Here is a 13224-nt window from a genome sequence, read left to right on the forward strand (position 1 = left end):
TACGCCATGGCCGATACGACCGCGATCCTGGTCCCAGTCGACGGATCGGAGAACTCCGATCGCGCCGTGAAATATGCCGTCGGGCTGGCCAAGGCCGTGCCGGGCACCGTCCTGCACCTGTTGAATGTGCAGGCGTCCGTCGGCAGCCTGGTGACGATGTTCGTCCCCAAGGCGAACGTCGATGCCCATCATCGCGAAGAGGGTGAGAAGGCGCTGGCCTCGGCCGTGAAGATCTGCGCCGATGCCGGCGTCGATACCAAGACCCACATCAGCGTCGGCCGGCCCGGGCCGGTGGTGGCCGAGTTCGCCAGGCGCCTGGGTGCCAAGTCACTGGCCGTCGGCACCCGCGGACATACCGGCGTCGGTGGGTCGTTGCTGGGGTCGGTCGCGCAGGACATCGTGGCCAATGTCGATGTACCGGTCTGCCTCGTGAAGTAGTCGGGCGCCGGCGGTCCGCGCACACACCTGCGACGGCGGAGGAACCATGTCGGAGCAGGACAAGGCGATCGGACGCGACGGCCGCGTGCTGGCGCCCTACGCGTCCAACCCTCATGCGTCGCGGGGGCGCCTGCATGCCGAGGCCGAGTCGGCCACGCGCTCGCCCTATCAGCGCGACCGCGACCGGGTGATCCACTCGACCGCCTTCCGGCGCCTGAAGCACAAGACGCAGGTCTTCGTCTATCACGAGGGCGATCACTACCGGACGCGACTGACGCACACGCTGGAGGTGGCGCAGATCGCGCGCTCGATCTGCCGCACCCTGGCACTGGACGAGGATCTCGCCGAAGCGTTGGCGCTGGCGCACGATCTTGGCCATACGCCGTTCGGTCACGCCGGCGAGGATGCGCTCGACGCGGCGATGAAGCCGTTCGGCGGCTTCGACCACAACGCCCAGACGTTGCGCATCCTAACCAAGCTGGAACACCGCTACGCTGCGTTCGACGGGCTGAACCTGACCTGGGAAGCCCTGGAAGGCGCCGTGAAGCACAACGGTCCGTTGCTGAAGCCCGGCGTGGCGCCGACCGACCTGCCGGCCGCCATCGTCGAGTTCAGCGGCGACTGGGATCTCGAACTCGACACCTGGGCCGGGCCCGAGGCTCAGGTCGCGGCCATCAGCGACGACATCGCCTACAACAACCACGACATCGACGATGGGCTGCGCGCCGGTCTGTTCCACGTCGATGACCTGCTGCCCCTGCCGCTGGTGGGCGATATCATCCGCGCGGTACGCCAGCGCTATCCGACGCTCGACCAGGCCCGCCTGATTCACGAGACGGTACGCCGGCTGATCAACGTCATGGTCGAGGACGTGGTGGCCGAGACGACGCGGCGGCTGCAGGCGGCGGCGCCGGCAAGCGTCGACGACCTACGCCGCCTCGACAGGCCCGTCGTGGCCTTCTCCGACGCGCTGACCCGCGACAACGATGTGCTGAAATCATTCCTGTTCGATCGCATGTATCGGCACTGGCGCGTGAATCGCATGACATCCAAGGCGCGGCGTGTGGTGGCCGACCTGTTCAGCCTGCTGTTCCGCGAGCCCGAGTGCCTGCCCGACGAGTGGCGCAGCCGGGCCAAGCCGCAAGATGAACGCGGCCGCGCCCGCGTGGTCGCCGACTACATCGCCGGCATGACCGACAACTTCGCGCTCGAGGAACACCGGCGGCTGTACGATCTGTACGCCTAGTACCCGGAATCACGCGTCACTGATACGGCTGTCATCCCGAGCGGAGCGAGGGATCTTCTGCAAGTGACGCACGGGGTGCGTCTGCACCGAAAGATCCCTCGCTGCGCTCGGGATGACAGTCCCGAGTCACACTCGAGCGATAGTCGGTACCAGCCTGGAGCGCCGGCGTCTGAAGACTATTGAAGCTGATGTTCGGCGCCATGAGCCGAGCGGCAGATCGGTGGAAGGCGATCTGGATTACTGACTTGGAGCGCCGACAGATGGCCGCCGTCAGGCTCGAACTCGATCACGAATACGAGGCCGACAACGGCCGCGACAAGCCGTCTTCTACCAAGGCTTTCTCTTCTAGACTTTCCAGCAATCCCCGGGCTTGACCCGTCGCACGGCTGAATGAGGTTCGTCCGCATTCGAGTCTCAGCCATTTGACGCCAGCTCTGTCCGCACTCTCTCAAAGCACGTCTTATCGCTCCTATCAGAAAGTCTGATGGGGTGGCACGGCATCGGCCAATGTACTGTGTGTGATCACTTATTTACTTAGGGGAATGCCGTGGTGTCTTGTCCGTGAACTTCGAATGGTTGTGGAAGCACTATATCAGACGGCGCTTCAGGGCCGTCAGCGGGGACTTCAGCGCTGCCCTGACGGTGGCCGAGATGGGCAAATAGCAAATCGGCCAGAAGTAACGAACTGTATCGCTCCGGAGAGGCTTTCAATTACCTACATCGTCGGGCCATTGCCTCGAATGAATCTGCTGTGATTCTGTCCGTGACGCCGAAGCACGGAGGCGTCACGGATGCGACCGGTAGTGCATAGGAGGGGCCCGCGCGCGTCGCGCAGTGCCCCCAACGCGCGACTTCGAAGCTGAAGTCCTCGGCGTCCTTGGCCAGCGGCAGCTTGGCACCCGGTGCCCGCATCGCCACGCCGTCTTCGCCGGTCTCGTCTCGTCGTCGAAACTAGCATACCCGCGCGTCACTCATTTCAGTCAATGCAGAAGTCCTGCCCCTCTGTTGCAAGAAGAGGAAGATGATTCTGGAGTATCCGGACGTGGTCGGCGAAATCAAACCCCAGAAACCACCGCAGCATTCCGGTGCGAGCGCCGTTGTCACGCGGTCCGATAACCTGACTGCCCTGGCGCCGGGCACGCGCGTCGGCAAATACGAGATCCTTGCCATTCTGGGCCAGGGCGGCTTCGGAATCACCTATCGCGCCGTTGACGTCCAGCTCGACCGTCAAGTCGCGATCAAGGAATATCTCCCGACCAGCTTCGCGGTACGCCAGTCCGATTTTTCCGTGCTGCCGCGTTCGACGCAGGTCGCCGAGGATTTCCGCTGGGGTCGCGAGCGCTTCCTGGCCGAGGCGCGGACGCTGGCCCGGCTCGGCGACGCTCCCGGCGTTGTCGATGTGTTCGACTATCTGGAGGCTTACGGCACGGCGTACATGGTGATGGCGCTGGTCCGGGGCGAGACTCTGGAAGCGCGCCTCAAACGCGAGGGTCGCCTACCGCAGCTGGTCATCGATCAGCTTCTCTATCCGCTGCTCGATGGGCTGGAGCAGGTGCACGAAGCAGGCTTCCTGCATCGAGATATCAAGCCCGACAACATCGTGATGGACGTATTGGGCGGGCCGACGCTGCTGGATTTCGGCGCATCGCGCATGGCGCTGCAGGGCCGCTTCAAGGCGCTGACCGCCGTTTACACGCCAGGCTATGCCGCTCTCGAACAGGTGGCTTCCGGCGAGCAGGGTCCATGGACCGACATTTATGCGCTAGCGGCAACACTGTACCACTGTATCACCGGTCGGCAGCCACCGAGTGCGATCGAACGCATGGCCGGGGACACCGCCATGCTGCCGGCGGCCGAGGCGGGCAAGGGTCGCTACGCGACGGGACTGCTGGCGGCCATCGATGCCGGCCTGTCGCTGAAAGCGGCGGACCGCCCGCAATCGATTGACGACTTGCGTCGCATTATCTTGGACGGCGCGAGACGCCCTGCGCCGCCACGCGCGCCGCTCCGGGAAATGGAATCGACGGTCACAGTCGACGTCCAGCCGCGGAAACGCCGCAGCCGCGTGTGGCTTGGCGCAGCGGTCGTCGCTGTTTGCCTCGCCGGCGCGGGAGCCTATGTCGTCTTCCAGCCGCCGATCGAAACGCCTGAAGAGGCGGCGCGCCGTACCGAGCAGCAACGCCAGCGCGCCGAGGAGGAGGCCCGCAAGACGGCCGAAGCAAAAGCCAGGGCAGAGAAGGCAGAGGCCGACCGACGGATGGCCGAAGAGGCACGCGCCAAAGCGGCAGAGGATGCCCGGCGGAAGGCCGAGGCGGCGCGTCTGGCCGCCGGGGAAACGCAGCGCAAGGCCGAGCAGCGACGCCTGGCAGAGGAAGAAGCCAAGCGGCGCGCCGACGAGGAACGCACGCGCCAGGAGGCGGAGCGGGCGAAGATTGAGGCGGATCGCAAGGCTGCCGAGGCAGCGCGCACCAAGGCGGCCGAGGAGGCTCGGCGCAAGAGCGAGCAGGAGCGGCAGGCGGCCGAAGCGCAGCAGCGCGCCGAGGAAGAGCGCAAGCGGATCGACGCTGAACAGGCGGCGGCCGCCGATGCCAGGCGAAAGGCGGAAGAAGAAGCCAGGGTCCAGGCCGAGCGAGAGCAGGCGGACCGGGAAGCCGGACAAAGGCGTGAGCAAGAGGCTGCACGGCGTGCGGCGGAAGAACAAGCGCGGGCAGAGGCGGAGGCCAAGGCGAGGGCGGATGCCGAGGCCAGGCAACAGGCCGAAGCGACAGAAGCCGAACTCAGGCTGTCCGACGTCGACAGACGCCGGGTACAGGTCGCGCTGGTCGCACTGGGGTTCAACACGCAAGGGACTGATGGCGTGTTCGGGCCGCGCACGCGCCAGATGATCGCGGCATGGCAGAAGGGCCGAGGCTATCCAGAGTCGGGTTACCTGACGGCACCTCAGCTGGCGACGCTGCGGGAGCAGGCATCGGCGCTTGGCAGGGTCGACGAGAGCCTGAAGCCACGTGAGCCCCAGCCTGCGACGGCTGGAAACACCGTCGCGGCCGCGCGTTGCCGCGCGATTAACGCACGCGCCCAGATCGGCGAGCCGTTGTCGGATGCCGATCTGGCGTTTCTTCGGAGTAACTGCAGGGGCTGATCCACGGAGGGGAGAAAATGTCGACAATCGTGCGAACTCGATGCTTGGGCATCACAGCGTTGGCGTTCCTGATACCAGTGGTCATGGTCGGCTGCGCGCAGAGTCCGCAGCAAGCCGCCGCCCCACCTGCGGCACCGGCTACGGCGCCGGCCTTGCCGCCGATCCTTCCTTTCGATCAGGCGGTCGACAACGCCGCCAACGCCGTGCTGGCTGCCAATGCCGGCAGCCCGCGCGTCGTCGTAATCGATCCGCTGGTCGATGGCGTCACGGGTGATCAGTCCGCCGCCACCCGCCGCATCGGTGCGCGCATATCGACCCTGATTCGCGAGCGCTATCCGAGCTATCGCATCGTGCCCTTCACGGCCGACTCGGTGGCGCAGCAACCGCTGGTGATGGTCGGCACGTTCACGCCGGTCAACGCCACGAACCAGACGACCGGACCACGGGTGGCCTATCGCTTCTGCCTCGTGATAGCCGATCTCAAGAGCGGCCGCACAGTGGCCAAGAGCGTCGCCCGTGCGCAGCTGGAGAGTGTTGACTCCAGCCCTGCTGCCTTCTTCCAGCAGAGCCCGGTATGGTCGGAGGATTCGGCGATCCGCAGCTACGTGAACACCTGCCAGGGGACCAAGGTCGGTGACCCGATCCCCGAGCAGTATGTGCGCGGGATCGAAACCGCCGCCCTGGTGCAGGAAGCCATGACGCTCTACGAGGCCGGCCGTCTGCAGCAGGCGCTTGCGAAATTCGAGACCGCGCGCGCCGCGGCTGCCGGCGATCAACTGCGCGTCTTCAACGGACTGTACCTGGTGAACCACCGCTTAGGTCGTGAGGCGGCGGCGTCGGCGCAGTTCGGCCAGCTCGTGGACTACGGCCTCGTGCATCAGCGGCTGGCCGTCAAGCTGCTGTTCCAGCCCGGATCGACGGCGTTCGTCGCCGGGGAGGGTGGCGGCCAATACCCGATGTGGCTGGGCCAGATTGCCGATCGCGCGAGTCAGCGCCGGACCTGCCTCGAGATCCGCGGACATACGAGCACGTCGGGCGCTACCGACGTCAACGAGCGGTTGTCGGTGCAGCGCGCTCAAGCCGTGCAGGGGCGCCTGACCGTGCTGGCACCGGCGCTGTCGGGCCGCATGACCGCAACCGGCGCCGGCCCGCGCGAGGCCATGGTCGGCACGGGACGCGATGATGCCAGCGACGCGCTTGACCGCCGGGTGGAGTTCCGCGTCAAACCGCAGTGCTGAAGCGGTGGGGCGTTCCAGGATCAAGTCGGCCGCTGGTTCCGATCGAAGTCGACCGGCGGTCCGATTGATGCCGGCCAGGCTGGTCTTCGCCGTACGCCTGCGGCGTAGGCCGCCTTGCGATGAGGGAGGTGCGTAGCACCGGCTCAACCGCTGTCGTGCGTCTCGCCATTCCTGGGCACTCTGGCCATGGATGGCGCGCTCGATCTCGAACAGCGCACCATCTCGATGGCGATCGGCGACAGCGGGATTTCTTTCTTGCCGGCTTTGCGCCGCGCATTCTCCTCGATATCGGTCGGCGTCTCCAGGTCAGAAGACTGGGCGCTTTCAATTCGGGAAACCTGGGCGACTTCGTCGGAATCAGCATTCTCCTAAAAGCGCGCCTTATCATTCCTATTTGGAAGTCTGATGGGGGACACGGTATCGGCTCGTATATAATGTGAATGCTCACTCTATTCGGGGCGTGGAATGAAATAGGGGTGCGGGGTAATGACGATCGAATACAAGTACGAGCACTTCCTGGTCCGCGCGATCGGCTTGGAGGGCGTCGAAGCCAAACGCTACGTCGCACAGGTGGTCGGAATGCTGCGCGCGCTCGACAGCCTCCGCACTGGCAGAGCGGTACAGACCTTCATCCGCGCCGCTTCGCAATGGACCAGGGTGCAGCCCTATGACGGCCGGGGTGGCCCCTGCAATGCATGGGGCGGCGGCAACAACGACGGCGGTTCGATTTTTTTCACGCCCCTCACCTTCGCCAAGGCACCGTGCGCTTCCTCTGGTGCGGCCGGCAACACGCCGATGGAAATCCTGATGCACGAGCTTGTGCATGTGGTGCGCGTCATCAGCGGAAACTGGCTAAAGGGGAGTGTCACGAAAGGCGACGAAGAACTGATTGCCGTGATGATCACGAACATTCTCTCGTCGGAATTGAACCGGTGCCTGCGCGGCGGCTATGGCAGCTTCCCGTGTGTCAACAGCCCTATTGGCGAGTACCAGACAAGCTACTACAAGGCGTACCTGCCGCTGATCGAAACGGTCCACAAGCAGAACCAGAGCCTAGCCCGCGTGCTCGCGCGCATCGACGTACCGTTCAATCCGATCCGCATGTACTACCAGCGCACACAGCCCGGCGTCTGGTAGATCATCGGAAAACTCACGCCGTTTCGTTGGACAAGCTCACTATGAAGACGTAGCGACGCGCTACGCCTCAGATCAGCTGCTCCTTCAGCCGCGCCGCCTCGCGGCGCAGCACCGGCAGGTAGTCGTTGCGCATGGTGTCGAGCGAGACACGCTCGATCTGCGTACCCAGGTTCATCGCCGCGACCGGCACGCCGTCGTAGCGGACCAGCGGGACGGCGAGTGAGCGGAAGCCGACCTCCGCTTCCTGGTCGACCAGCGCGAAGCCATTGGCCCTGACGTCGAGGATCGCCTGCCGTACCCGTGCCTTGTCGGTGACCGTTTGCGCCGTCGCCGGGGCCGGCTCCAGACGCTCGAGAAAGGCATCGAGACGATCATCCGGCAGGGTGCTCAGCATCGCGCGGCCCAGCGCGCTGCAGAACGCGGGCAGCCGGTAGCCGACACCCAGGCCGACCGAGATCGGCCGGACCGGGGAAGCGCGCGCCACCATGACGACTTCCGCGCCGTCCAGCACAGCGACGGAGCATGTCGCGTCAACCTGTTCGCAGATCCGCTCGCAGGCCGGCTGCAGAACGCGCGACACCAAATTCGACGTCAGGTACGCCGATGCCAGCCGGAGGATCTTGGGCGCCAGCCGGAACAGGCGGCCCTCCATTTCGACGTAGCCCAGGCGGGTCAGCGTGTAGAGCGCGCGCCGGGTGGTGGCGCGCGGCAGGTCGATGGCGCGCGCCACGTCGCTCAGGGTCAACTGGCGGTGGTCGGCATCGAAAGCGGTAATGACGGTCAGACCGCGCGCCAGCGCTTCGGAGAAGTCCGGCCCGTGGTCGCGCTCGGCGCGTTTGTCGGCGTCCTGTTGTCGAAGTCGTCCCATGACCGCAGAGTTGCTGGAGGATCGTGGTTGGTATATTATAGAACATACGTTCGATAATCGAACAAATTCGAACGGGCGCGGTCGGGAGGAAGCACAGCATGATCAGCCGTGAAGAAAACGCGCGCATGACGCTGACCGGTGCGGCGGCCCCGGCCGGCAAGCTGATGCGTCTGTACTGGCAGCCCGTGGCGTTGACCGAGGAACTGGCCGGTCCGCGGCCGGTCAAGGCCGTGCGGCTGATGGGCCAGGACCTGGTGCTGTTCCGCGACGAGCAGGGACGGCTGGGCCTGCTCGACCGCGACTGCCCGCACCGTGGTGCCGACCTCTCCTACGGCCGGCGCGAGCATGGCGGCTTGCGCTGTCCGTTCCACGGCTGGCTGTTCGACGTCGAGGGCAAGTGCCTGCAGATGCCGGCCGAGCCCGAGGGCAGCCGTTACTGCGACCGCATCCGCCAGGGCGCCTATCCCGCGCGCGAGCGCAACGGCATCATCTTCGCCTATCTCGGCGCCGGCGAACCGCCGGCCTTTCCCGACCTCGACTGCTTCATCGCGCCCGACAGCCACAGCTTCGCCTTCAAGGGCCATATGGAATGCAACTGGCTGCAGGCGCTGGAGGTGGGCATCGATCCGGCGCACGCCTCGTTCCTGCACCGCTTCGAGGAGGACGAGAGCACCGAGACCGGCTACGGCAAGCAGTTCCGCGCAGCCTCGATCGACTCCAACATTCCGATGACGACGCTGATGCGCGAGTATCCGCGGCCTATCATCGAGGTCGAGCCGTCGCCGTTCGGCCTGCGCCTGCTGACGCGCCGCCCGCTCAACGAGCGGCAGACGCATCTGCGGGTCACCAACCTGCTGTTTCCCAATGCCTTCGTCATCCCGATGAGCGCCGAGATGACGATCGTGCAGTGGCACGTGCCGGTCGACGATACGACCAACTACTGGTACGCGATGTTCACCAGCTTCGGCCGTGCCGTCGACAAGGACGAGATGCGCCGCCAGCGTCTGGAGCTCTACCAACTGCCCGACTACACGCCGCGGCTCAACCGCAGCAACAACTGGGGCTACGATCCCGAGGAACAGCGCACCAAGACCTATACGGGCATGGGCTTCGACATCAACGTGCACGACCAGTGGGCCTGCGAATCGCTGGGGCCGATCGCCGACCGCACGCGCGAGCACCTGGGCACGTCGGACAAGGCGATCATCGCCTATCGCCGCCTGCTGCTGCGCTCGATCGAGCAGATGGAGAAGGGCGAGACGCCGATCATGGTGCTCGATCGCGCCGCGGCGGCGGGTATCACCGGCCCGGCGTCGATGGACGCGATCGGCCCGGCCGAAGGCTGGGAAGCCTATTGGAAGGACGTCGACCGCAAACGCCGCGGCAATGCCAGCTGGGCGAAGTCGGCAGCGTGATCGTGGCATCGATCGCGCGTGGTGCCGGCGGGCAGAACGGCCAGAAGATTAACCACAGAGGCACAGAGGTGACACAGAGGAAGACGCCATCGCGCGCCAAGGGCGCGCAACCCTTCTTTCTCTGTGCCGCCTTTGTGCCTCTGTGTCTCTGTGGTGACCTTTCATGGTGTCATGCGGCAGCTCTGCCCTTCGGGGGAGGGATGAGAGTGGGCGGAGAGGGGCATGAGCTTGGTTGATCGTCACGGGCTATGGAACGCCGCGCAGGTCGAGGCGGCGATCGAGGTCGAGCGGCAGATCCGGGCCGAGGAGCTGGAGGTCGTGCGGCTGTCGTTCGCCGACCAGCACGGCATCCTGCGCGGCAAGTCGGTGATCGGCGCCGACGCCGTGGGCGTGATGCGCGATGGCTGTGCCGTCACGTCGACCCTGTTGGCGAAGGATACCGCGCACCGCACGGTGTTCCCGGTGTTCACGGCGGGCGGCGGCTTCGGCATGCGTGAGATGGAGGGCGCCGCCGACGTGGTGATGGTGGCCGATCCGACGACGTTTCGCGTACTGCCCTGGGCACCCAAGACCGGCTGGGTCCTGTGCGATCTCTACTTTGCCGATGGCCGCCCGGTGCCGTTCTCGACCCGGCATCTCTATCGTTCCGTGCTCGACCGCCTCACCGCCGCCGGCTACGACTTCATGGCCGGACTGGAAGTCGAGTTCCACGTCTTCAAACTGCTCGACCCGCGTTTGCGGCCCACCGACTCCGGACAGCCGGGTGAGCCGCCCGAAGTGGCGCTGCTGACGCAGGGCTACCAGTATCTCACCGAGCTGCGCTACGACCAGTTCGACCCGGTGTTCGACATCCTGCGGCGCGACGTGATGGCGCTGGGCCTGAAGCTGCGCAGCATCGAGCTGGAGTACGGCCCCAGCCAGTGCGAGTTCACCTTCCATCCCGGCATCGGGCTGGAGCCGGCCGACACGATGGTGCTGTTGCGCAACGCGGTGAAGCAGATCGCGCGACGCCATGGCTATCACGCCAGCTTCATGTGCCGGCCGCGCATTCCCAATGTGATGTCAAGCGGCTGGCACCTGCACCAGTCCTTGCGCGATCGCCAGAGCGGCGCCAACGCGTTCGTCTCGCACGACGAACGGAGTGACCTGTCGCCGACGGCCCGGCACTGGCTCGGCGGGCTTCTCGCGCATGCCCGCGCGGCGGCGGCCTTCGCAACGCCGACATTGAACGGCTACAAGCGCTTCCGGCCCTATTCGCTGGCGCCCGATCGCGCCATCTGGGGGCGCGACAACCGCGGCGTCATGGTGCGCACCCTGGGCATGGCCGGCGATCCGGCGACCCGGCTCGAGAACCGCGTCGGCGAGCCGGCGGCCAATCCCTATCTCTACATGGCATCGCAGGTGCTGGCCGGCCTCGACGGGCTGAAACGCAAGCTCGACCCGGGGCCGTCGGCTGACACGCCGTATGAGGCCGACGCCGAACTGCTGCCAAAATCGCTGGGCGAGGCGGTCGCCGCGTTGCGCGCCGACGCCTGCTTCCGCGAAGGGCTGGGTGCGGGATTCATCGACTATTACGCGCGCATCAAGGAGGCCGAGGTCGCCCGCTTCCAGGCCGAGGTCACGGAGTGGGAGCAGCGCGAGTATTTCGAGCTGTTCTGAGGGGTCCTGTCATCCCGACAGCCTGTGATGTTATGGGCCCACGCTGTCATCCCGAGCGTAGCGAGGGATCTTTTTCGGCCGCGAACGGCCCAGAAACTGCCGAAAGATTCCTCGCTACGCTCGGAATGACAGCGCGAAGCGATAAAGATCACATCCTCCGAGCGCAGCGAGGGATCTCCTGAGAAAATGCACGTGCGCCTGGCCGCAGGAGATCCCTCGCTGCGCTCGGGATGACGCCGTGTCATACGTGCGGCGCCACAGTGGTTGCCAGAACACCGCCGGCCGCGCTAAGGCCGGGGCGTGTGCGCCTTTTGCCCTGGGACGTCATGAACCTGTTCCGCCATATCGCCGACGAAATCACTGCCGCGCTGCGGGCCATGGAGGCTGCCGGCGAGCTGCCATCAGGGCTCGATTTCTCCGCCATCACGGCCGAGCCGCCGCGCGATGCCAGCCACGGCGACATCGCGACCAACGCGGCCATGGTGCTGGCCAAGGGCGCCAGGAAGAAGCCGCGCGAGATCGCCGATGCGCTGGTGGCCCGCCTGCGTCAGGTCGCCCATGTGACCGAGGCGTCGGTCGCCGGACCTGGCTTCATCAACCTGCGCCTGGCTGATGATTTCTGGCGCGCCCGCCTGGCCGATGTGCTCAAGGCCGGCGCCGCCTATGGCGACAGCACGCTGGGCAAGGGCACGCCGGTGAATGTTGAATATGTGTCGGCCAACCCGACCGGGCCGCTGCATGTCGCGCATGCGCGCGGTGCCGTCGTCGGCGATGCGCTGTCCAACCTGCTGGGCAAGGCGGGCTACGCCGTCACCAAGGAATACTACATCAACGACGCCGGCGCGCAGGTCGACACCCTGGGACGCTCGACCTACCTGCGCTACCAGGAGGCGCTCGGCCTGCCCATCGGCGCGATCCCCGAAGGCCTGTATCCGGGCGAGTACCTCAAGGACGTCGGCCGCAAGCTGGCGGCGCGCGACGGCCAGAAATGGCTGAACCAGCCGGAAGATGTCTGGCTGCCGGCCGCGCGATCCTTCGCCATCGACGAGCTGATGGACTCGATCCGCGCCGATCTCGATGCCATGGGCGTGCACATGGACGTCTTCACGTCCGAACGGGCGCTGGTGGAAAGCGGTGCGGTCGATGCGGCGTTCAAGGCGCTGTCGGATGCGGGGTTGATCTACCAGGGCAGGCTCGAGCCACCCAAAGGCCAGAAACCCGACGACTGGGAAGATCGCGAACAGACACTCTTCCGCTCGACGCAGTTCGGCGACGATGTCGATCGGCCGCTGAAGAAGTCGGACGGGTCGTGGACCTACTTCGCCAACGACATCGCCAATCACTACGACAAGTTCCGTCGCGGCTCCGCCGAGATGATCGATGTCTGGGGCGCCGACCACGGCGGCTACGTCAAGCGCCAGCAGGCGGCGGTGAAGGCCATCACCGCCGGCAAGGGCGCGCTCGACGTCAAGCTCTGCCAGCTGGTGCGCATCCTGAAGGGCGGCGAACTGGTGCGCATGTCCAAGCGCGCCGGCACGTTCGTCACCCTGCGCGACCTGCTCGACGAGGTCGGGCCCGATGTCGTGCGCTTCACCATGCTGACGCGCAAGAACGACGCACCGTTCGACTTCGACCTCGAGAAGGCGACCGAGCAGTCGCGCGACAACCCGGTCTGGTACGTGCAGTACGCCCATGCGCGCACGCGCTCGGTGCTGCGCCAGGCCGCCGCAGCCGGTTTCGATCAGCTCGATGCAGCAACCCTGGCGGTCGCGCCGCACGGCCGGCTGGTCGATGCCGGCGAACTGGCGCTGATCAAGCTGCTGGCCCAGTGGCCGCGACAGGTCGAGGCGGCGGCCCAGGCGCATGAGCCGCACCGCATCGCCTTCTATCTCTACGAGCTTGCCTCGCAGTTCCATGCCCACTGGAACCGCGGCAAGGAGGACAGCAGCCTGCGGTTCGTGGTCGAGGCTGACCGCGACCTCACATTGTCACGCATCGCATTGGTGCAAGCTGTTGGTTTTGTGATACAATCTGGACTTGGAATCTTCGGCGTCCCCCCTGCCGAGGAAATGAGATAAGAAACC

Annotated in this window: 11 protein-coding genes; 10 read left to right on the plus strand and 1 reads right to left on the minus strand. The window is 65.9% G+C overall.

The features are described from left to right. Nucleotides 1–6 precede the first annotated feature (6 nt). The 7 genes from FQU96_RS23465 (at nucleotide 7) to FQU96_RS23490 (ending at nucleotide 7198) form a co-directional block, all read left to right on the plus strand. Nucleotides 7–438, plus strand: a complete 432-nt coding sequence (locus FQU96_RS23465; protein WP_146543779.1) for a universal stress protein — start codon at nucleotides 7–9, stop codon at nucleotides 436–438. Between the two features lie 46 nt (nucleotides 439–484). Next, on the plus strand, nucleotides 485–1684 hold the full coding sequence (locus FQU96_RS23470; RefSeq protein WP_146543780.1) for a deoxyguanosinetriphosphate triphosphohydrolase: 1200 nt from the start codon (nucleotides 485–487) through the stop codon (nucleotides 1682–1684). Between the two features lie 179 nt (nucleotides 1685–1863). After that, complete coding sequence (locus FQU96_RS23475; protein ID WP_146543781.1) at nucleotides 1864–2058, plus strand: hypothetical protein; 195 nt, start codon at nucleotides 1864–1866, stop codon at nucleotides 2056–2058. Nucleotides 2059–2705: 647 nt separating this feature from the next. Next, a complete protein-coding gene (locus tag FQU96_RS23480) occupies nucleotides 2706–4823 on the plus strand; it encodes a serine/threonine-protein kinase (RefSeq protein WP_146543782.1) in 2118 nt (705 codons plus the stop codon). A gap of 17 nt (nucleotides 4824–4840) precedes the next feature. After that, nucleotides 4841–6061, plus strand: a complete 1221-nt coding sequence (locus FQU96_RS23485; protein ID WP_146543783.1) for an OmpA family protein — start codon at nucleotides 4841–4843, stop codon at nucleotides 6059–6061. A gap of 186 nt (nucleotides 6062–6247) precedes the next feature. Further along, complete coding sequence (locus FQU96_RS42260) at nucleotides 6248–6433, plus strand: hypothetical protein (RefSeq protein WP_178130664.1); 186 nt, start codon at nucleotides 6248–6250, stop codon at nucleotides 6431–6433. A 114-nt stretch (nucleotides 6434–6547) separates the two neighbouring features. Then, nucleotides 6548–7198, plus strand: a complete 651-nt coding sequence (locus FQU96_RS23490; RefSeq protein WP_146543784.1) for a hypothetical protein — start codon at nucleotides 6548–6550, stop codon at nucleotides 7196–7198. Nucleotides 7199–7265: 67 nt separating this feature from the next. Here FQU96_RS23490 and FQU96_RS23495 read toward each other — a convergent pair whose 3' ends face one another. Then, entirely contained in the window at nucleotides 7266–8066 is an 801-nt protein-coding gene (locus FQU96_RS23495; RefSeq protein ID WP_146543785.1) for an IclR family transcriptional regulator C-terminal domain-containing protein, read from the minus strand. A 98-nt stretch (nucleotides 8067–8164) separates the two neighbouring features. On the opposite strand from FQU96_RS23495, the gene FQU96_RS23500 reads away from it, so the two are divergent. The 3 genes from FQU96_RS23500 (at nucleotide 8165) to argS (ending at nucleotide 13218) form a co-directional block, all read left to right on the plus strand. Continuing rightward, a complete protein-coding gene (locus FQU96_RS23500) occupies nucleotides 8165–9481 on the plus strand; it encodes an aromatic ring-hydroxylating dioxygenase subunit alpha (RefSeq protein WP_146543786.1) in 1317 nt (438 codons plus the stop codon). Between the two features lie 222 nt (nucleotides 9482–9703). Next, complete coding sequence (locus tag FQU96_RS23505; protein WP_146543787.1) at nucleotides 9704–11140, plus strand: glutamine synthetase family protein; 1437 nt, start codon at nucleotides 9704–9706, stop codon at nucleotides 11138–11140. 326 nt (nucleotides 11141–11466) lie between these two features. Continuing rightward, nucleotides 11467–13218 carry an arginine--tRNA ligase gene (gene argS, locus FQU96_RS23510; RefSeq protein WP_146543788.1) on the plus strand — a complete coding sequence of 584 codons (1752 nt, stop codon included), beginning with the start codon at nucleotides 11467–11469 and terminating at the stop codon, nucleotides 13216–13218. Nucleotides 13219–13224 lie beyond the last annotated feature (6 nt).

Origin of the sequence: Reyranella sp. CPCC 100927, assembly GCF_007859315.1 — a bacterium.
In the GTDB taxonomy this organism is placed as follows: domain Bacteria; phylum Pseudomonadota; class Alphaproteobacteria; order Reyranellales; family Reyranellaceae; genus Vineibacter.